Below are 20,117 nucleotides of genomic sequence, written 5' to 3' on the forward strand. Positions count from 1 at the left end.
GTGGACCAGGCGGGTTTTTTCTTATCCGGGGGAGATCAGGCTTTCGCTTCACCGCCCAAGGCTTCGACCACATCGGCCATCATCTTGCTCAGTTCGCCGGTCATCAGCATGAAGTCGCCGTCGAAACGCTCGTCGTCGTTGCGGGTGCTCGACTCGGTTTCCTTCAGCACGTCCAGCGGCTTGATGCCTTTCAGCGCCAGCGATTCAGTCAGGGTGAAGGAGATCTTGCTTTCCCACGTCATGGCCAGGCGGGTGCACTGCTTGCCGGCGGCGATGTGGCGGCGCACCTCGTCCGCTTCCAGGGTGTGGCGCACATAGCGCACCGCGGCCTTGCTCTCGCCGGTGGCGCGCAGCTCGGTGTCCATGTCGACCGTGAAGCCGGACGGCGAATCATCGGCCTGCAGCCATTCGGTCATCACGCCGACCGGCGAGCGCTGCACGCGCAGGCTTTCCAGCGGCATGCGGTCGACCGCCTTCAACAGCAGCTTGATCACTTCATCGGCCTTGGCCGGGCTGGCCGCGTCCACCACCAGCCAGCCGTTGACCGGGTCGATCCAGGTCCAGACGTTGCCGCGGATCGAGAAGGCGCGCGGCAGCAGTTCGTCGGCCACGCGTTCCTTCAGTTCCTTCATGGCTTTCTTGCCTGGGGCAAAACCTTGCGCTTCTTCCATCTCGGCCGCGCGGGCCTTGGCCACTTGGTTGATGACGGTCGCCGGCAGCAGCTTCTTCTCGGTGCCCAGCAGGATCAGCATCTGATTGTTGACCACGTGCACCAGGCCGCCGTTAGGGCGCGGCTTGTCCCAGCCCTGGCGCAGCAATTCATTGCTGCTGGCCGGCGAAAAGGCGTTGGTGCTGAGCGCCGCTTCGAGTTGTTCGGGAGTAAATGCCCAGGGCGCGGGCAGACGGTAGATTTGCAGATTCTTGAACCACATATTTGAGTTTGCCTTTGTTCAACTAAATTCTGGGGGAACGACATTTTACACGCGCCGCTTACAGGTCCGCGAAAAGATCGCCTTGGCTGGGGACCCGTGTTGCGGATTCCTCCAGGCCGGCTTCGTCCATGCTGGACAGGGCGCTGACCCGCACGCCCAGCAGCCGCAGCCGCTGGTCCAGCGGCACCCGCCGCAGGCATTCCCCGGCGGCGCGCCGTATCGCGGCGCCGTCCGCCGTGGGCGCCGGCAAGGTCACGTCGCGCGTGACGATGCGGAAGTCCGCATAGCGCAGTTTGATGCCCACCGTGCGGCCGACGTAGCGCTTGCGCGCCAGGTCCTCCCCCAGGCGCAGGCACAGCCTGGTGAAAATGTCCGACAGCGCCTCCTTGTCGTGCCGGGCGTGCAGGTCGCGCTCGAAGGTGGTTTCCCGGCTGATGGACTTGGGCTCGTGGCTGGTGACGACCGCGCGCTCGTCCTGCCCGAGCGCGATGCGCTTGAGCCAGCTGGCCGTATTCAGGCCGAAGTGCTCCTGCAGCAGGGCCTCGTCGGCGGCGGCCAGCTGGCCCACGGTGTCGATGCCGAGCGCGGCCAGCTTGGCGTCCGCCTTGGGGCCGATGCCGTTCACCTTGCGCACCGGCAGCGGCCAGATGCGGGCCGGCACGTCGTCGTGCGACACGATGGTCAGGCCGTTGGGCTTTTCCAGGTCGGAACAGATCTTGGCCAGCAGCTTGTTGGGCGCGATGCCGATCGAGCACGACAGCCCGGTGTGGTCCTTGACAGCCTGCTTGATGCGCAGCGCCAGCGCGCGCGTCTCCTCCGGGTGCTCGCTCAGGTCGAGGTAGATCTCGTCGATGCCCCGGTCCTCCATGTGCGGCGCGATCTCGGCCACGGCGGCCTTGAACAGGCGCGACAGGCGGCGGTAGGAATCGAAGTCGGTCGGCAGCAGCACCGCGTCCGGCGCCAGCGCGGCGGCCTTCATCGTGCCCATGGCGGAAAACACGCCCAGCGCGCGCGCCTCGTAGGTCGACGTGGTGACCACGCCCCGCCCTACGTAATCGCGCAGCCGCGAGAAGCGCCGCGTGCCGTCCGCCAGCTCCACCGGCTGGTGCCGCGAGCCGCCGCCTATCACCACCGGCTGGCCGCGCAGTTCCGGATAACGCAGCAGCTCCACGGACGCGTAGAAGGCGTCCATGTCGAGGTGGGCGATGCGGCGCGTTTCGGCCATGGCGCGGTACGGGAAAAATGATGGTACTGTAATTATATACAGTATCTAGCGCCCGCGAAACCAGGCCGCGCTCGCTTCGTCGGCCGGGAAGAAGGCTTCCAGGCGCAGTTCGTGCACCGTCACGTCGTGCGGCGTGCCCAGGGTGGTGATGGTGGTGAACAGCTTCAGTTCCACGCCGTCCTTGCGTATCGTCAGCGGCAGGAAAGGCAGCGCGCGGCGGTCGAGGTTGGGCGCCAGGCCCGGGTCCGCGCCCTCCTTGCCGGCCTGCGGCATGCCGGCGAGCTGCCGCAACTCGGTCAGCAGCGCGCTCGCCTCGCTGCCGGGGCCGTCGCTCATGGCTTCGCGCTGTATCCAGTGCAGCAGGTCGGCGCCGACCTCCTCCCAGTTTTGCAGCCAAGGCCGCAGGCCGTCCGGCGCCAGCGTCAGTTTGAGCACATTGATGCTGCCGTCGCGCGGGATCAGCGCCTCGTCCGGCATGCAGAGCAGCCACTTGAAGAAACGGTTGGCGGGCTCGTTGCTCATCACCAGGTTCCACAGCCGGTCCACCACCAGCGCCGGATACGGCGCCTGCTGCGCCAGCATGAAGTCCAGCGCCTGCTTGACGGCGCGCAGTTCCGGATCGTCCATCTTGCGCTCCTGGTAGGCCGGCGCGTAACCGGCCGCCAGCAGCATCACATTGCGCTCGCGCAGCGGGATGTCGAGCACCACGCCCAGCTTGAGTATCAGCTCGCGGCTCGGCTGCGAGCGCCCGCTTTCAAGGAAGCTGATGTGGCGCTGCGAGATGCCGCTCTCGGCCGACAGGCGCAGCTGGCTGTGGCCGCGCTTGCCGCGCCAGTAGCGCAGCGCGGCCGCGAAGTCGCTGAAGTACTGGCCGGCCGCGGCGGCGCTCATTGCGGTCCTGGCGCCGCGTCGAGGAAGCCGGTAACCCTGGCCAGCCGGCCGTCGTCGCTGACGGTGGCCACGTCGGTGCCGCGCGCCACCGGCTTGGCGCCGGGCGCGCCCAGGGCCCACGAAAAGCGCACCACGTCGTTGTGGCCGTCCGGCGTGCCGTCCATTTCAAAACGCAGGCCGGGGAACTGGCTTTGCGCCGCGCCTATCATGGCGTCGATGCCGGTGTGGCCTTCGCCGCGCATCATGGGGTCAGCGTAGCTGGCGTCGAGCGTAAAGGCACGGGCGACCTTGGCGCGGCGGGCGGCGGCGTCGCGCTCGTTCCAGACGGACAGGTATTGTTCGGCGATGTGGACCGGGTTGTGGACTGGATTGTGCATGGTGCTCTCCTGGTTGGGTTGGATGGCTGTGTCGTTGTCGACAGAACCATTGTCCCGAAAGCGCCGCCGCGCGGCGATTACGTCCCAGGTAATCAAGCCTTCCTCACGCCCGCCAGCACCAGCACGCCGCCCAGCGCCAGGCTGGCCGCCACCAGGTAGATGCCGGTGGCGGGGCTGCCGGTGGCGTCCTTGATGGCGCCCACCAGGTAGGGGCTGACGAAACCGGCCAGGTTGCCCACCGAATTGATCAGCGCGATGCCGGCCGCCGCCGCCGCGCCGCCCAGCATGCCGGTCGGCAGGCTCCAGAAGATGGGGAAGGTGCTCAGGATGCCGGCCGTCGCTACGCTCAGCGCCAGCATGGCCAGCAGGGTGTCGTGGCCGTAGAGCGTGCACAGTGCCAGGCCGGCCGCGCCGAGGAAGGCGGCGATGGCGGCGTGCCAGCGCCGCTCGCCGCTGCGGTCCGAATGGCGCGCGGCCAGTATCATGGCCACGGCCGCCACGGCGTAGGGAATGGCGGTCAGCAGGCCGACCTGTAACACGTCCTGCACGCCGGTGTTGCGCACCAGCTGCGGCAGCCAGAAGCTGACGCCGTACAAGCCCATCACGAACAGGAAGTAGACCAGCGCCAGCAGCCAGACCTTGCCGCTGGCGAACAGCTGTCCCAGCGGCAGGCTCCGCTTGCCGGCGCCGTCCTCGCGTATGCCGCGCTCCAGTTGCGCCTTCTCGTCCTCGCTGAGCCAGCGCGCGGCGCGGATCCCGTCGTCCAGGTAGAACAGGGTCCAGAAGCCGAGCAGCACCGAGGGCACGCCTTCGAGAAGGAACAGCCACTGCCAGCCCTTGAGCCCGGCGTCGCCGTCGAAGGCGCGCATGATCCAGCCCGACAGCGGCCCGCCGACCACGCCGGCCACGGCCACCCCGCTCATGAACAGCGCCACGATGCGGGCGCGGCGCCGGGCCGGATACCAGTAGGTCAGGTAGAGGATGATGCCGGGGAAGAAACCGGCCTCGGCCACGCCGAGCAGGAAGCGCAGCAGGTAGAAGCTGGCCGGGCTGTGCGCGAACAACAGCGCCGCCGAGATCAGGCCCCAGCTGATCATGATGCGGGCGATCCACAGGCGCGCGCCCACTTTCGCCATCAGCAGGTTGGACGGCACCTCGAACAGGAAGTAGCCGAGGAAGAAGATGCCCGCGCCCAAGCCGTACACGGTGTCCGAATACTGCAGGTCGGCCTGCATGCCCAGCTTGGCGAAGCCGACGTTGACACGGTCCAGGTAGGCGGCCACGTAGCACAGGAAGAGGAAGGGAAGGAGGCGAAGGCTGACCTTGCCGTACAGGGAGTCGAGCGAGTTTTTATCCATGGGCCATGATTGCACAAACGGGAAGATTGCGCCGCCTCAGCATGGCGCTGCCGGGCCGGATTCGGCGCTAGGATCACACTGCCGGGCGTTCGTCCGGCGATAAATTCCACATTGAGGGGTCGACCATGCAACTATCAAAATGCTTGCTACCGCTACTGCTTTGCCCTCTGCTTTCCACGTCCGCGCTGGCGGCGGCGCCGCACTACAAGGCCACCCTGCTCGCCAGCGGCAACTCCAGCAACACCGTCATCAACAACGACGGCCTGGTGGCAGGCGTGCTGCACGACCAGGTCGACAACACGCTGCATGCCTACCTGTGGAAGGACGGCGTCTACACCATGCTCGATACGCCCATCAACCGCGTCGCGGCCATCAGCGCGGACGGCAAGGTGGCGGGCGAGGCGATCGATTACAACCCGGAAGACTTCCTGGCGCGGCCCGCCGTGTATGCCAACGGCAGCACCACCATGGTGCCGGCGCCGATCGCGCCGCTGGACCATTACAACTACCTGAGCGCCGTCAACAGCGCGGGCAAGGTCGCCGGCACCCAGTACACCAACATCGAAGGCCATGCCTACACCTCGGTCAACGGCGTCAGCACGCTGCTGGGCGGCCTGGGCGGCGCGCGCAGCTATGCAGGCGGCATGAACGAGGCCGGCGTGGTGGTGGGCGCGGCGGAGACCGCCGATGGCAGCTTCCACGCTTTCCTGAACGACGGCAGCGGCATGGTGGACCTGGGCACGATGAGCGGCGGCCGCTGGACGCAGGCCACCGGCATCAACGACGCCGGCGTGATCATCGGCAACGACATCGCTGCCATCCCCGGCTCGGATTACCGCGCCTTCATTTACCAGGACGGTGTGATGCAGCCGCTGGGCACCTTCGAGCCCGGCGCGCGCAGCCTGGCCACGGCCATCAACAACCTGGGCCAGGTGGTCGGCTATGGCGCGTTCAGCTTCCTGGTGAGCGAGGGCGTGACCTACAACCTGGACAGCTTCCTGCCGGCCGGCAGCGGTCTGCACATGGAGACGGCCTGGGACATCAACGACAGCGGCCAGATCACCGGCTCCGCCTGCACCACAAGCGGCGTTTGCTCCGCAGTGCTGCTCAGCCCGGTGCCCGAGCCGGCATCCGGGCTGATGCTGCTGGCCGGCCTGGCCCTGCTGCACCGCCTGCGCAGGACGGCGTGAGGACCGGCCTGAACCCCGTCCCGGCCGGGCAACGCCGGCCAAGGCCGGCGCCGGCGCGCAAAAATTTCTTGCGCAACCGGAATCGGGCGTCTATAATTCGGCCTCCTTCAGACGTAGTGACACACGTCGAAGTGTTCCAGATGGGCGCTTAGCTCAGTTGGTAGAGCGGAGCCCTTACAAGGCTTAGGTCGGGAGTTCGAGCCTCTCAGCGCCCACCATCGAGAACACGGAAAATGAAGCCCAGTTGCGAAAGCACGGAGCGGTAGTTCAGTTGGTTAGAATACCGGCCTGTCACGCCGGGGGTCGCGGGTTCGAGTCCCGTCCGCTCCGCCAGTTTCAGAAGTAGCGATATGCTGACACATATCGAGCATGGTCCAGATGGGCGCTTAGCTCAGTTGGTAGAGCGGAGCCCTTACAAGGCTTAGGTCGGGAGTTCGAGCCTCTCAGCGCCCACCATCCCGGACATGCGAAAAGCCAGTTGCGCAAGCAACGGAGCGGTAGTTCAGTTGGTTAGAATACCGGCCTGTCACGCCGGGGGTCGCGGGTTCGAGTCCCGTCCGCTCCGCCAGCATCCTGAAAAAGGCCCGATTCGTCGGGCCTTTTTCTATTTCCGTGATGCGTTAGCAACAAATCCCTCCCCGATGCACGACCTGGCCCGCAAAAGCGGCGACAATGTTGTTGCACTCGCATAACACTGTCCGGAGCGCCTGCCCCATGTTCGGTTTTCTCAAAACGCAAACGATGTCCCCGCGCCTGCACCGGCTCAAGCAGTCGGCCCTGTTCGCCTCGCTCACGCCGCTGGAACTGAAGATCGTCGACGAACTGATGCACGAGCGGCGCTTCCTGACCGACGAAATCATCTTCGACGAGGGCGAGGAAGGCCAGGCGCTGTACCTGGTGACGGCCGGCCGCGTGCTGATCAGCCGCGCGCACGACACCGGCGTCGAGATCGTGGCCGAGATCACGCCCGGTTCCTTCTTCGGCGACCTGGCCCTGCTCGACAATTCGCCGCGCAACGCCCAGGCGCGCGCGCTGGACAACTGCGAACTGGCCGTGTTCTTCCGCGCCGACTTCATGGGGCTGATGGAAACCGACGCCCGCCTGGGCTACAAGATTTCGCTCGCGCTGGCGCGCCACATCGCCTTCCGCCTGCGCGAGTGGATGGCCGGCAGGCCGCAGATCGACGCCTTATGATGCGCACCCAGCCGCAAGGCTCCGGCCCGGTGGTCTGGAGCGGCATCATCGGCGCCACCTGCGCCCTGCTGCTGCTGCTGCAGCAAATGCTGTGGCTGGCGGTGCCCTTCCTGCTCGCCATCATCCTGTACTACCTGATGCTGCCGCCCATGCAGCGCCTGCTGCGCGCCGGCATGGGCCAGGGAGCGGCCGCGCTGGTGGTCGGCGCCGGCTTCGTGGTGGCGACGGTGCTGGCCGTGCTGGTACTCAGCAACTGGGTGTCGGCCCCGTCCGAGTCCTGGCAGGACATGCTGGGGCGCTACCTGGCCGGCGGCCTGCTCTTCGTGCGCGAGCTGCTGCGTTCGCTGGAAGACAAATTCCCCGTCCTGCACGAAGTCCACCTGAGCAAGGTGGTCAACAGCCAGTTCGCCGCCTACAGCAGGAACTTCGTGCAGAGCCATCTGACCGGCATCGTGGTGTCGGTGGCCGGCTGGCTGCCGTCGCTGCTGCTGGCGCCCTTCCTCACCTTCTTCTTTTTGCGCGACGGCCACCTGTTCAAGAAATTCCTGGCGCGCGCGGTGCCGAACGCCTTCTTCGAGCGCACGCTGTGCCTGCTGCACGAGGTCGACCAGACCGCGCACCGCTATTTCCAGGGCCTGCTCAAGCTGACGGTGCTGGACACGGCGGTGCTGGCCTTCGGGCTGTGGTCCATCGGCGTGTCCTCGCCGCTGGTGCTGGCGCTGATCGCCGCGATGCTGGCCTGGGTGCCCTTCGTGGGATCCATCGTCGGCTGCTGCATGGTGGTGATGGTGGCGTCGACCGACGCGCCGGGCGACCCGCTGGTGGCCTACAGCGCCATCGGCGTGTTTGTCGCGGTGCGGCTGCTGGACGATTTCGTGTTCATGCCGCTGACCCTGGGGCGCAGCCTGCACATGCATCCGCTGATCACGGTGCTGATGATCTTTATCGGCGGCTCGCTGGCCGGGGTGGCCGGGCTGATGCTGGTGCTGCCGCTGCTGGGGGTGGTGATGGTGGTGGGCGAAACGCTGGGCCGGCTGATCACCAACCCGCGCCTGCGCGCCCGCCACCGCAACGCCAGGGCGCTGCGGGAGAAACAGGCCAGCGCAGATCTGGTGATCTGACGCCGGCCCTGGCTTACGCTGCGACGGCGACCGGCGCCGCCACTTCCTCATCGCCCGAGCGGATCAGGTAGTCGAAGGCCGACAGCGATGCCTTCGCGCCTTCGCCGGTGGCGATGATGATCTGCTTGAACGGCACGGTGGTGACGTCGCCCGCCGCGAACACGCCGGGGATGGACGTCGCGCCGCGCGCGTCGACCTCGATCTCGCCGTGGCGCGACAAGCCGACCACGCCCTTCAGCCATTCGGTGTTGGGCACCAGGCCGATCTGCACGAACACGCCTTCCAGCTCGACCTTCCTGGCCTCGCCGCTGACGCGGTCGTTGTAGCTGATGCCGTTGACCTTCTTGCCGTCGCCGTGGATCTCGGTGGTCTGCGCCGAAACGATCACGGTGACGTTGGCCAGGCTGCGCAGCTTGCGCTGCAGCACCGCGTCGGCGCGCAACTCGGCGCCGAACTCGATCAGGGTCACGTGCTGGACCAGGCCGGCCAGGTCGATCGCCGCTTCCACGCCGGAGTTGCCGCCACCGATCACGGCCACGCGCTTGCCCTTGAACAGCGGGCCGTCGCAGTGCGGGCAGTAGGCCACGCCGTGGTTGCGGTACTCCTTCTCGCCGGGCACGTTGATCTCGCGCCAGCGCGCACCGGTGGCCAGGATCACGGACTTGCTTTTCAATACGGCGCCGCTGGCCGTGGTCACTTCGATGACCTTGCCCGGCGTCAGCTGCGCTGCGCGCTGGGTGTTCATGATGTCGACCTCGTAGGCCTTCACGTGCTGCTCCAGCGCCACGGCGAATTTCGGCCCGTCGGTTTCGGTGACGGAGATGAAGTTCTCGATCGCCAGGGTGTCGAGCACCTGGCCGCCGAAGCGTTCCGACACCACGCCGGTCTTGATGCCCTTGCGGGCGGCGTAGATGGCCGCGGCCGCGCCGGCCGGGCCGCCGCCGACGATGAGCACGTCGAACACGTCCTTCTTGCTCAGCTCTTCGGCCTGACGCGCGCCGGCGTTGGTGTCCAGCTTGGCCAGGATCTCCTCCACGCTGGTGCGGCCCTGGCCGAAGTGCTCGCCGTTCAGGAACATCATCGGCACGGCCATGATCTGGCGCTCCTCGACTTCTTTCGGGAACACGCCGCCGTCGATGGTGGTGACCTTGATGCGCGGATTGATCACCGCCATCGCGTTCAGCGCCTGCACCACTTCCGGGCAGTTGTGGCAGGTCAGCGAGATGAAGGTTTCAAAGTTGTAATCGCCTTCGAGGTTGCGGATCTGTTCGATCACGGCGTCGTCGAATTTGATGGTGTGGCCGCCCACTTGCAGCAGCGCCAGCACCAGGGAGGTGAATTCATGGCCCATCGGGATGCCGGCGAACGTGACGCCGATGTCGGTCCCGGGGCGGGTAATGGCGAACGAGGGCTTGCGCACCTCGCCGCTGGTTTTCTCGACCAGTGTGATCTTGTCGCTCAGGACAACGATCTGGTTCAGCAGCGCCTGCATTTCGCGGGCCTTGGCGGAATCATCCAGCGTCGCAACGATCTCAATCGGCTGCACGACCTTTTGCAAATAGGCTTTCAACTGGGTTGTGAGGGTTGCGTCCAACATGGTGTTTTCCTTTTTTTCGATTGGGCGCCGGGCAAATGCGCCGGCGCCGTTACTACAGATGTTGCGGATGACTGCTTAGATCTTGCCGACCAGGTCCAGCGAAGGGGTCAGGGTCGCTGCGCCTTCGGTCCACTTGGCAGGGCAAACCTGGCCTGGGTGCTCGGCCACGTATTTAGCGGCTTTCACTTTGCGCAGCAGTTCGGAAGCGTCGCGGCCGATGCCGTTGTCATGCACTTCCAGCACTTTGATCTGGCCTTCCGGATTGATGACGAAGGTGCCGCGCAGTGCCAGGCCTTCTTCTTCGATCATGACTTCGAAGTTGCGGGACAGCAGGCCGGTCGGGTCGCCGATCAGCGGGTATTGCACTTTCTTGATGGCGTCCGAGGTGTCGTGCCATGCTTTGTGCGCGAAATGGGTGTCGGTCGAGATGCCGTAGATGTCCACGCCCAGTGCCTGGAAGGCGGCGTGGTTGTCGGCCAGGTCTTCCAGTTCGGTTGGGCAGACGAAGGTGAAGTCGGCTGGGTAGAACACGAATACCGACCACTTGCCCTTCAGCGATTCTTCGCTCAGGTCAATGAACTTGCCATTGTGGTAAGCGGTTGCCTTGAATGGTTTTACTTGGGTGTTGATGAGAGACATTGTGGTTTCCTCGTGGGGTTGTGTATCAGTGAGATGCTAGTGTAAGGATTTCTCGGCCATTTGAAAAATTGATTGTTTCAATTGTTTCAATTGGCTTTGACTATCAATGCTTGATAGCGAGACCGTTATTATCCCCGTTCCGGCACGGATGCGTTGTCGCTTCGGCAGGGTTGCGTGTTGTTTACGCGGTCAGGCGTGATTCAGTGGGGCGAGGAAATCGCCCAACTGTTCGGTCAGCGATTTTCAGGGGTGAACTCCCCGACGCGGCGGCAAAGGTACTGTTCGGTCCGAACATCGAGCACCTCGGCACTGAAAGAGCCGCTCTCCCAGCAGACCAGCGAAGCGATGGCTGAGGGCGAGTCGATCTGGAGCCGGACTGCGGGATTGGCAGACGGCTCGCACACGGTCAGCTTCGCCTTGGCCCCGGGGGGCAGTTCAGTCAACAGCGTGGCTGCCCAATCCTGAAATTTTCCAAGCATGATGCCATCCTTCATCGCCATCGACTCGCTAGCACCTGGATGTTAGCGGCAGGCGGCATAACCGAACAGGCCTTCCCTTTACTGCGGCCAAGCGTCGCTCGACTGAATTTGGACCGATGATTTTGGCCCACCCGGCACCGGTCACGCTCAGGCAGCAATTGGGCACATCAAATTCCACATAAGCGACTCTGGCCTGGCCTGCCGAATAAATGCAAGCCAGTTCGGTGGCCAAGCGACGTGCGTCGTGCCACTATAGCTCTCTTGCACCCTGCCGGTCGGCGGGGCAAAGCTGTGAGATAGCGCAACGTAGTGAAGACATAGCATTGGCAATGCATGATCACTGAGGCGATTGAATCGCAACCTGAACTTCGGGCGACCATTTGATTGGAATCGAGGTTCGATAACTGAGCCATGTGAAGACGCCAAGCAATGACATGGTAGGGAGGATTATCGGAAAGAAAATCAGCCCCAGTACCATTAGTGCCGTTTGTTCACGCCACCAGATTCGGAATTTAGCGCCGTATGGTCCAGTGGCCGCCATGCACTGCCAGAAGGTATAGGGTCTATCGATGGGCCTGAGCACGTCGCCTGGAGGGAGATGCGGGCCACCCTCTTCCATGAAGCGGCGGATATGCTCCCATACCGCAGGCACGGTTACCTCGCCCATTTGCATGCTATTCCCGATAGCGAAGCTGTCGACCAGGGTCGAATCGGTAGCACTTTTCCGCACTAGAAAGATGAGGCCATGCTGTCGCGATATCGTGGCGCCAGTCGTCGTCACGGCCGCATGATGCTCGGCGTCGATGAGATCCCAGTCGTATTCGGCAGTCTTCATGGGCCAGGCGCTGACCAATCCGCCCCATCCCGCATAAGTTTCCCGATAAATCCTATAGACCTTGCGGTTTTTTCTATCAAAGATAGTTGGCTCATCTTCAGGGCGAAAGAGCTCTAAACGGATAGACTTTATCGCGAAATATATACCAAACAAAAAGAACAGGCCGGAGAAAAATATAATCGAAGCCTCAAATATTCCTATTTTTCCTCTTTTCAAGATATCGAATAGAAAAAATTGCCCTCCCCAAAATGCTATGCTAGCAGTGAATAGCCCAGATAACATTAACATACCGCGCATCCCGGGCGAAATCCCGGTGTATTCGATTGCAGAATCATAGACGTTTTTTACCATCCCCAACGTTACGCCAGTTTCGGTTACGGACTCACCACGCTTGAATCGACGCAAAACACCCGATAGACCAAGCGGCACTTGGCCCTGATCAACTATGCTTGGGGCTGCTTGCATTTATCGCCGCCTGAACCGAGGGAGACCACTTGATCGGAATTGATGTCTTGTAACTTAACCAATTAAAGATACCCAGAAGTGTCATAATAGGGAAGACAATCGGAAAGAAAATTACCCCAAGAACCATCAGCGCGGTTTGCTCGTGCCACCAAAGGCGGAAGTTGGCGCCGTATGGCCCGGTGGAAGCCATGCATTGCCAGAATGTGGTAGGCCTCTCAGCCAGTCTTAATACTTCGCCCGGCGGCAGGTGTGGGCCATCCTCCTCCATAAATCGGCGGAGATGCTCCCACACTGCAGGCACCGTTACTTCGCCCATTTGGATGCTGTTACCGATGGAGAAGCTGTCGACGAGAGTCGGGTCCGTCGCGGTTTTTCGGACCAAGAAAATAAGTCCATGCTGGCGCGACACTGTGGAGCCCGTCGTTGTTACGGCGGCATGATGCTGAACATCAATAAGATCCCAGTCGTACTCCGCTGTTTTCACCGGCCAAGGAGTGAGCAGGCCACGCCACCCAGCGTAGACCTCCCTGTAAATTCGATAGACTTTTCTGTTTTTTCTATCAAAGAGGGTTGGCTCATCCTCCGGGCGAAACAGTTCTAAACGTGTAAACTTTATGGCAAAGTAAGCGCTGGATATAAAAAACAACATCGAGCAAAAAATAACAGATAACATAAATGGTCCGAATTTTCTATTCTCCAGAACGTCAAATAGGAAAAATTGCCCCCACCAAATTCCGAACGCTGCCGTCATTAAACCAGCCAGCATAATCATGCCTCTCATACCTGCCGCTATCGCAGTGTATTCAATGGCACCGTCGTACACATTCTTTATTAAACCTAACGATATGCCATTCTGAGCAGCTGCCTGATCACGCCTAAAACTTTTTAAAACCCCTGGGTCATTATTCTTGATATTCATTTCATTCTTCACTTGCCACACTGATCCGTTACTTTCTCGCTTTTTCCCGCAGCCGATTTTTTTTGCTCTTCCGCAGCACTTGCCAGTACCTCATCGAGGGCTGCGCGCTCAGCCTTCCAGTCCCCCTTCATAAACATGTCGCTTCTTTTACCTGAGACGATGACACCGCCGTCACGACCAAAGTAGCTACGCCCTAACCAACGCTGCAGGTCATTTGGCGTAAGAACAATCGCGGCAACTTGCAATACGACGCCTGCTCCCAGAAGAACTAAACCAATACCAGAAACAGTCAACCCTACGCCAGCAACAGTCCCCAGTACCGCATTTGCGGCAAGCCGTGTTGCAACCGTCCTAACGACCGCTCCCCCGATTGCCCGCGCTTCCAGCGCGCCTGCTATCGCGCCAGCACTCAACCCGAATGATGTAAAAGCTGTGCCCGCAAAAGCAATCGTCGAGTAATAGTACAAGTCGGATACCGTTTGGTTGCCCGCTTCAGCCTGATCTTTACTCTTTTTCGCAGAGGCTATCGCGTTAATTGTGCCCCCCGCAATCCCTGTAAGATTACCAGCGATTCTCAACAAGCCAATCTTTGTGCTGGTGGTTGCCGCTTGCTGCCCTAATCGTTTCGTCACATCTATCTCAGCGGCGACTGCCCAAAGGGCCAAGGCGCCTCCGGTGAAACCGAACACACTGTCCATTACACCATAATTTGCATCAATCGCCGCTGATTCAGTCTTCGCGCTGCTGACCGACGCCAAACCGTTCAAGACGCCTATAGTCTGGATGACCATGCTGGCCAAGGCAAGACGCGCATCCAGGGTTTTAGCGACGGCCATCATATGCGATCCGGTTGCGGTCTGCGCCATGTCGGGCAGCGCGGAGCGCATTAAATTGGCCGCTTTGCCTGCCGCGCCCGCCTGATCTTGATACAGGCGCAGAAAAGCTTCTTCGGACAAGGTTGTTACCGAACCGCTGGCTTTGGCAACCGCAGCCGTGGTCGCAGCGACGTTGCCCATCTTGACGGTGCCGTTGGCGGGATTATGCGCCACCTCCGAAATATTCCCGTTCGCAGCTTTGATGGCATCTGTGTCGGTCAAGAGTGTCAGCTTGACCTTCACATTGTCGGCCCTCGCCTTCTTGATGCGCGTCTTGCTGGTGCCTAACGCTTGGCCCGAGCGGGCGGCAAAAATGGCGAGCGCGTCGTCAGCGTTCACTCTCATCGTGATCAATACAGGCAGTTTCGGTGCGTTACCTTTTAACGCGCCCTCCACTGCGATCTCAAGCGATCGCTGCACTAAAGACAGGCTCTGCAACTTGCCGAGCATATTGGCGGTGGCGCCGGTCACCTTCCCTCCGTGCGCAGCGAGTTTCAGGGCGGCGCCGCTCAGTGCGCTTAACTGGCCCACGCTGAACAGTGCCAACGAATGGCCGAGCCAGCCATATGACGCCATGGCGTGTTTGGATTTGGCCAGTTCGCTGAAGCCCTTAACCAGATCGTATGTTTTATCGCGCATACCCTCAGCGCCGGGATCGCCGCTTAACTGGATATGGACCAGTCTGATCATTCTATCCATGTTTGCCACCATGGCGCGTAGGGCGACCGCATGCTCTTTGGTAATTGGCTGCTCGAGTTGTGCCGCGTACCGCTTCATCACCGGACCTACGATAAAGACCCCAGGCTGGTGAATCCGACACGACTCGGACGAATAGCTGATGTTCCCCTCGCTAGAGTCGAAATGCCGCGCAAAGTAAGTTAGGGTTTGCGCATCCTCCGTGGCTGCGTACCAGTCCTGCTCCAGAAGTTCGAGCGGATCGTAATGCTCCGCCTTCATTTTTTCCTCAAACTTCTTCACCCAAGCTGCGCGCTCGTCCTCGGAATAGTAGGAAGTGAATTTCGACCAGTTCTTCTTCGCTTTTTTCGCCGTCCAGGCGGCCGCCCGTGCCTCGTGGTCGGGAAAGATAACGCGTACAAGATCTTTGCGTTCGTACATAGCCTTGTAAGGCGCCAACAAAAAATCTCCTACTAGTCCTTGGCACTCCGCGCTCCGGATCAGCGCCTGCCTGTCCTTTTCGGTCAGCGGGTTAGCGTAGGTGTCCGCAGGCAAACTATCTTTTTGCCTGTTATAGGCCTCTTGCGTTCGCAAAGGGCTGACCTCGTCATAGCTGGTGAGATCGGCCTCGTCGACCACACTCTGCTGCATACCCAATATGGTATTGGAACTGTTCAGCGGATGCAGGTTTTCAGGCTTTTCGATCTCCCTCTTGATGAACCCGTTTCTGCGCACGCGCAGGGCGTTCAGTTCGGTGGCAATGCCTACCGGATCTCGCAGCACGACAGCGACCTCCTTGCCGGCTGTCTTCGGGTGCTTGACGGCGGCCAGGGTCAGGTTGGCGGCCAGCTGGTCGACATTGCTGGCGATGCTGGTAAAGGGAAAATCGTGGTCGGTGGCGCCGTCGATTTTCAAAACATTGAGCGCGCACTCGAGCACTTGCTCCTTCAGGTTGTCCGCCGTGGGTACGAAGCTGTTTGGGCCGCAGCTTTGCAACGAGACCTTCTGCATCACCAGCGGGTCCGCCTTGTTCTTGCCGCGCAGCGTGTCGTTCCACAAGTTAGCGCTGAACGCTACCCATAATTCCGAGATCTTGTGTGCCTGCGGAATGCTAATCACCTTCATGCCCGTAGCGATGTGGCCGGGGCGCTGGCATGCAACAGAAGTATCCGGCTGGGAAAACAAGGCATGGCCTTCTGGAATCAGATCGGCCTGTTCCGTTACCCGGTAAATCAACCAATTCGCCACCCCAGCAGGCGGATTCTGGATGTAAATGTGCACAAAGCCTGCGCGCAAAAGACGCAGGGCGAAACGCGACTGCTTGGGCAGAGGATTGGGCAGCAAACCGCTGGTGACAGCCGCGTCGCTCGCGACGTTTTCCGATCCTGCGGCAGCCAGCAACGGACTTTTCGCTATCGGGCTGGGTCGCAACAACAGCAGCGATAGGGAGCTCTTTTTGCAGACGTCGCAGCCGGTGGTCATTGCCATAATGTTCCTGAATTCTTGTCGATTTGCAAGTGTGCGCCGGCGCCTGCCTGCTGTGCGATGGCGCTGAGATCTCGGTGAAGGTAGCGCAGGGGCTCGGGCGGTTCGTCTTCCGTACCACGGTCGTCGAGCAGCGCCAGCACGGCGGGCAACTGCGGCATCGCGGGATGCAGCATGGACAGCGCGGCCCACACGGTCTCGTCGGTGCTGTTCTCGAACCGGTGCGGCCATTTCCGCGCCGCGCTTGCGGCATTGCTGACTGCGATCTCGGCGGATGGGTATACAGTCTGCGGCGGCGCACCTTCCCCGCAGAGCGTCTCTCCCAGCCATTGCGCAATGGTCCGGTGCAGCATCTCGCCGCGCTCCATTTGGCGCCATTCGGCAGCGCTCAGACGAAGCGGCTCGGGCCGCTCATCGCGCGAACGCAGGCGACGCAGCCGGCCAAAGGCATCCAGATAGGCCCAGCTTTGCAGCCGCCCGAACTGGCTGGCGACACGGCTGTCGCCCGCCACATGACACAGCAGGTCGAGCGCGCGGCGGTCGGCCAGCCGCAGATAGGTGGCTTTCGTGTGCGCGTCGGTATTGACCCGGCACATCGCGGACAGGATGGCTGCAAGCTCTTCGAAATGCATGCTGCTTTGCATCCAGCCGCCGATGCGGTGCGCGGCCCGGCCTTCGCCGTCCAGCCCCCGCGACTGCGCTGCCAGGCGCTCGCCGTCCGCGATGTCCAAAGTGAGCTCCAGCAGCGGATCGTCCGGGCCATGCAATCGCACCAGGTAGGGATGCTGATGCGCAGGCAACGCGATCGTCCTGGCCAGGACGATAGGTACAATTTCCCTGCCCCACGCCTGCTCCCGCAGTGCACGCGCATCGGCGCCAGCATCGGATGTACCCATACCGGGAAGGGGCTCGCCGACCATGGGATCCACCAGCACGAAAAGCGGTGTCAGCGCGTCGACGCCGGCGCGCAGTTCGTCCAGCCTAGATAGCACTGGCGCCTCCACCGGCCGCGTCCGCCTGCGCAGACGGGCATTGCGCCAATTTCCCCACCGGCGGCAAGGCCGTCTGGCTCGACGCGCTCTGCGGACCTGTCAGCTCCTTCTTGCTCGCCTTGAACAGCATCGTGCCCGGGCCGTGGATCATGATGTCGCCGCCCTCGAGCTTGAGGAAGGCGCCCTGCGCGGTCAGCATCACGTGCGTCTTGCCGGTCACGTTCACGCTCTTGCCCACACTGGCCACGGTGACCAGCTTTTCGGCCGTCAGCTTGGCGACATTCGACTGGCTTTGCACGCTGACCTTGCCGCTGGCGGCGTGCAGGCGGATGCCGGTTTCCTGGTTGGGCTTCCCGGCGTTGCTGGCCTTGCCGTAGGTGAAGAAGCCGATGCCGCCCTTGACGATATTGAAAGCGTTGCCCTGCGCGGCGAAATTGATGTCCTGCCCGGCAGTGACGCTGGAGGTTCCGTTCGCGGCCAGGATGGCGCTGGCCGGCGTGGCGGCAACGACGCCGGCCGGGCTCGACAGTTGCAGCTGCTGAGCGTCGTAGGCCGTGACCTGCCCCGCGCCGCCCGCCTCGCCGCCCGCGCCGGCGGCGGTGGCCTGGAGCACCTTGGCGCTGTGCTCCATCTGCGCCAGCGCCGGCAGCTGGTCCGGTTCCGGCTCGTCCTTGAGCTTGGCGTTGTGCTTCTGCGCGGTGCCTGCCAGGTCCGCCTGCAACTGCCGGCTTTGCTCGACCTGCGCCTGCGCCTCGCGCGAATCGAGCTGGTTGCCGCTGGCGCCGCTGCGCGCGTCGGCCGACAGCAGCATGCCCTGCCCTGCGCGCAGCGCGGCGCTGTGGGCGGTCTTCAGCTCGGCGCCGAAGCCGGCCGTCGGCAGGCGCTGGTTGTCGGTCTGGTGGCGCAGGTGGCCCAGGTTCAGCTCGTCCGTGCCCTGGTGGGCGGCCGCGTGCCGCTGCAGCGCCACGCGCGGCTCGCCCGGGTGGTCGTCGAACACCAGCTGGCTGTAGGCGCCGGTGCCGCTCTGGCTGGCGTTCATGGCTTGCGACTTGATGCCCGACAGCACAGCCGGGTGGGCGTGCGCGCCGCCCTCGCCGGGGAACCAGGGCGGCGCGTTGCCGGTGGCCGGCCCCGCTCCCTGGCTGACGCCGTTGTTCTGCGCATCCGGCTGGCCGGCGCCGTTGTAGACGCTGCCGATCACCACCGGGCGGTCGATGTCGCCGTCGACGAAGTCGATCAGCACTTCGCTGCCGACGCGCGGCACGGCCACCGAACCCCAGTTGGCGCCCGCCACCGGCGCCATGGTCGTGGCAATGCGCACCCAGGTGCCGGCCTGGTCGTCGCCTGGCGCGCCGGCGTGGCCATCCGGCGCGGGATGGGCCAGGCGGCTGTGGCTCTGCTCGCCGCGCTGCCAGTGGAATTGCACCTTGATGCGGTGGTCGCGGTCGGTGTGGATCACCGCGCCCGCCGGGCCGACCACGATGGCGGTCTGCTGGCCTCGCACGGTCGGCTTGGGGTGCAGCAGCAGGCCGTGGCCGTCCGCGTCGGTGCTGCGGTAGGGCACGCTGCTCGGGATGGCGTCGATGCGGTTGCGGTACAGCGGCCGCTCGCCCTTGCCCTGGCCTACCGCGTGCAGGCTGCGCGGGGCGGACTGCTCCTGCTCGCGCGTTACTGCCGCCGCCAGCGCGCCGGCGCCCAGCGCCCGCAGCGCCGTGTGCTGGAACTCGCTGCTCAGATTGTTGTGCGCCAGGTGCACCACACGCACGATGGCGAAGTTGCTGTCCGCGCCTTCCGGCATGACGGCGCCGTCCAGGGTGAAGGTGGTGCCGGGGCTGAACGTGCGCACGGTGCCGGCGCCGGTGTGGATTTCCCGCTGCGCGGCCAAGGCCTCGGCCTGGCGGTCGGCGATGCGCTGGCCGTGCTCGCGCGAGGTGTAGGCGTAGGCTCCTGGTGCGTCGCGGCGCAGCGGAGCATCACCGGCGCCGGCGGCGACGGCGCTGACCGGCCGGGCGCTGTTGCTGCGGTAGTCCCAGCTGGCGATGTCGACGCCGCCGGCATTCCAGCGCTGTTCGCTGCGCCAGCGGTCCAGCGCGTCTTCCTTCATCACCGCGCCGGGCTGGGTGTAGCGCACGGTGGCCTGGGCGTTGGGCTGGAAACTGCCGTTGTGGTCGGCGATCACCATGGTGTGGCTGCCCAGCGCCGGGCTGTCCGGTTCGCCGCTGTGCTCAAAGTAGTAAAACAGGCCCTCCTCGCGCATCAGCCGCTCGGCAAAGGCCATGTTCGATTCCTGGTACTGGCAGGTCAGCGAGCGTTTGGGGTACAGGCCGCGCTCGGCCACGTCGTAGCGCCACTGCGGCACCAGCTTGCCGGCCCCCTGCAAGGCGCCGAACACGGCGTCGAGGATGTCGAACACGGCCATGTCCTGGAACACGCGGCTGTCGCGGCCGGCGGCCAGGAAGGCGTACCAGGGGGCGATGGTCAGTTCGTAGCGCGCCAGGCCGCCGTCGGCGCCCAGCATGTGCGCCGCCGTGACGTGGCCGTGGAAGGGCCGCAACTGCCCGCGGCTGGCGGCCGTCATCAGTTGCAGCAGCACCGGCTGGCCCAGCAGCGACTTCAGTGCCACGCCCGCGTCGCTCGACAGTGCTGCCACCTTCAGCTCGTAGGGCTGGCTGAGGGCCTCCTCGCCGCGCAGGCATTCGGCCACCAGGCGGTCCGGCCCCAGGGGCGTGCTCAAACGCAAGATGCGGTTGTCCTGGGTCAGGCTGTCTGGCGGCGTAAACATGGGATGAAGGCCTTCAAAGATGTAGCAAACGGACTAAATTAGTAAATTACTATGTTTAGTCCCGGCATTACACCTGAGATGGTTCA

17 protein-coding genes and 4 tRNA genes are annotated in these 20,117 nt (G+C 63.3%); 7 read left to right on the forward strand and 14 right to left on the reverse strand.

Annotated elements, in window-relative coordinates:
• Window positions 1–35 precede the first annotated feature (35 nt).
• The 5 genes from ACSQ8Y_RS23460 to ACSQ8Y_RS23480 form a co-directional block, all read right to left on the reverse strand.
• Complete coding sequence (locus tag ACSQ8Y_RS23460; protein WP_161070441.1) at window positions 36–932, reverse strand: recombination-associated protein RdgC; 897 nt, start codon at window positions 930–932, stop codon at window positions 36–38.
• Window positions 933–990: 58 nt separating this feature from the next.
• The gene (dinB, locus tag ACSQ8Y_RS23465) at window positions 991–2,157 is read right to left on the reverse strand and encodes a DNA polymerase IV (protein ID WP_436268819.1); all 1,167 of its coding nucleotides are present in this window, start codon (window positions 2,155–2,157) and stop codon (window positions 991–993) included.
• Window positions 2,158–2,202: 45 nt separating this feature from the next.
• Window positions 2,203–3,048 carry a helix-turn-helix domain-containing protein gene (locus ACSQ8Y_RS23470; RefSeq protein ID WP_436268820.1) on the reverse strand — a complete coding sequence of 282 codons (846 nt, stop codon included), beginning with the start codon at window positions 3,046–3,048 and terminating at the stop codon, window positions 2,203–2,205.
• Window positions 3,045–3,425: a nuclear transport factor 2 family protein gene (locus tag ACSQ8Y_RS23475; RefSeq protein WP_436268821.1), complete on the reverse strand. Its 381-nt coding sequence runs from the start codon at window positions 3,423–3,425 to the stop codon at window positions 3,045–3,047. Before ACSQ8Y_RS23475 ends, ACSQ8Y_RS23470 begins: the two co-directional genes overlap by 4 nt.
• Before the next feature lie 92 nt (window positions 3,426–3,517).
• Window positions 3,518–4,783, reverse strand: coding sequence for an MFS transporter (locus ACSQ8Y_RS23480; protein ID WP_436268822.1), 1,266 nt, complete (start codon window positions 4,781–4,783; stop codon window positions 3,518–3,520).
• 125 nt (window positions 4,784–4,908) lie between these two features.
• Between ACSQ8Y_RS23480 and ACSQ8Y_RS23485 the strand changes: the two genes are divergently transcribed.
• From ACSQ8Y_RS23485 to ACSQ8Y_RS23515, 7 genes are all read left to right on the forward strand, one after another.
• On the forward strand, window positions 4,909–5,973 hold the full coding sequence (locus ACSQ8Y_RS23485; RefSeq protein WP_436268823.1) for a hypothetical protein: 1,065 nt from the start codon (window positions 4,909–4,911) through the stop codon (window positions 5,971–5,973).
• A gap of 142 nt (window positions 5,974–6,115) precedes the next feature.
• Window positions 6,116–6,191: transfer RNA gene (locus tag ACSQ8Y_RS23490), tRNA-Val, on the forward strand.
• A gap of 38 nt (window positions 6,192–6,229) precedes the next feature.
• Window positions 6,230–6,306 (forward strand) — tRNA-Asp (locus tag ACSQ8Y_RS23495).
• 47 nt (window positions 6,307–6,353) lie between these two features.
• A tRNA-Val gene (locus tag ACSQ8Y_RS23500) sits at window positions 6,354–6,429 on the forward strand.
• A 35-nt stretch (window positions 6,430–6,464) separates the two neighbouring features.
• Window positions 6,465–6,541 (forward strand) — tRNA-Asp (locus tag ACSQ8Y_RS23505).
• Between the two features lie 146 nt (window positions 6,542–6,687).
• Entirely contained in the window at window positions 6,688–7,167 is a 480-nt protein-coding gene (locus ACSQ8Y_RS23510) for a cyclic nucleotide-binding domain-containing protein (RefSeq protein ID WP_436268824.1), read from the forward strand.
• Entirely contained in the window at window positions 7,164–8,288 is a 1,125-nt protein-coding gene (locus tag ACSQ8Y_RS23515; protein ID WP_436268825.1) for an AI-2E family transporter, read from the forward strand. The genes ACSQ8Y_RS23510 and ACSQ8Y_RS23515 overlap by 4 nt, the downstream gene beginning before the upstream one ends.
• A gap of 13 nt (window positions 8,289–8,301) precedes the next feature.
• On the opposite strand, the gene ahpF is transcribed toward ACSQ8Y_RS23515, so the two are convergent.
• The 9 genes from ahpF to ACSQ8Y_RS23560 form a co-directional block, all read right to left on the reverse strand.
• Window positions 8,302–9,885, reverse strand: coding sequence for an alkyl hydroperoxide reductase subunit F (ahpF, locus tag ACSQ8Y_RS23520; RefSeq protein WP_436268826.1), 1,584 nt, complete (start codon window positions 9,883–9,885; stop codon window positions 8,302–8,304).
• 75 nt (window positions 9,886–9,960) lie between these two features.
• Window positions 9,961–10,524 (reverse strand): alkyl hydroperoxide reductase subunit C, encoded by a 564-nt coding sequence (ahpC, locus tag ACSQ8Y_RS23525; RefSeq protein ID WP_436268827.1) that lies wholly within the window; start codon window positions 10,522–10,524, stop codon window positions 9,961–9,963.
• A gap of 233 nt (window positions 10,525–10,757) precedes the next feature.
• Window positions 10,758–11,024 carry an immunity protein TriTu family protein gene (locus ACSQ8Y_RS23530; protein ID WP_436268828.1) on the reverse strand — a complete coding sequence of 89 codons (267 nt, stop codon included), beginning with the start codon at window positions 11,022–11,024 and terminating at the stop codon, window positions 10,758–10,760.
• A 7-nt stretch (window positions 11,025–11,031) separates the two neighbouring features.
• Window positions 11,032–11,235: a TreTu family toxin gene (locus ACSQ8Y_RS23535; protein WP_436268829.1), complete on the reverse strand. Its 204-nt coding sequence runs from the start codon at window positions 11,233–11,235 to the stop codon at window positions 11,032–11,034.
• Window positions 11,236–11,340: 105 nt separating this feature from the next.
• On the reverse strand, window positions 11,341–12,303 hold the full coding sequence (locus ACSQ8Y_RS23540) for a DUF6708 domain-containing protein (protein ID WP_436268830.1): 963 nt from the start codon (window positions 12,301–12,303) through the stop codon (window positions 11,341–11,343).
• Window positions 12,278–13,222 carry a DUF6708 domain-containing protein gene (locus tag ACSQ8Y_RS23545; RefSeq protein WP_436268831.1) on the reverse strand — a complete coding sequence of 315 codons (945 nt, stop codon included), beginning with the start codon at window positions 13,220–13,222 and terminating at the stop codon, window positions 12,278–12,280. The genes ACSQ8Y_RS23540 and ACSQ8Y_RS23545 overlap by 26 nt, the downstream gene beginning before the upstream one ends.
• A gap of 8 nt (window positions 13,223–13,230) precedes the next feature.
• A complete protein-coding gene (locus ACSQ8Y_RS23550; RefSeq protein ID WP_436268832.1) occupies window positions 13,231–16,260 on the reverse strand; it encodes a T6SS effector BTH_I2691 family protein in 3,030 nt (1,009 codons plus the stop codon).
• Entirely contained in the window at window positions 16,251–17,249 is a 999-nt protein-coding gene (locus tag ACSQ8Y_RS23555; protein WP_436268833.1) for a hypothetical protein, read from the reverse strand. The genes ACSQ8Y_RS23550 and ACSQ8Y_RS23555 overlap by 10 nt, the downstream gene beginning before the upstream one ends.
• A complete protein-coding gene (locus ACSQ8Y_RS23560) occupies window positions 17,239–20,031 on the reverse strand; it encodes a type VI secretion system Vgr family protein (RefSeq protein WP_436268834.1) in 2,793 nt (930 codons plus the stop codon). The genes ACSQ8Y_RS23555 and ACSQ8Y_RS23560 overlap by 11 nt, the downstream gene beginning before the upstream one ends.
• Between the last annotated feature and the right edge of the window lie 86 nt (window positions 20,032–20,117).

The sequence above is a fragment of the Pseudoduganella sp. LjRoot289 genome, from assembly GCF_964252925.1.
In the GTDB taxonomy this organism is placed as follows: domain Bacteria; phylum Pseudomonadota; class Gammaproteobacteria; order Burkholderiales; family Burkholderiaceae_D; genus Rugamonas.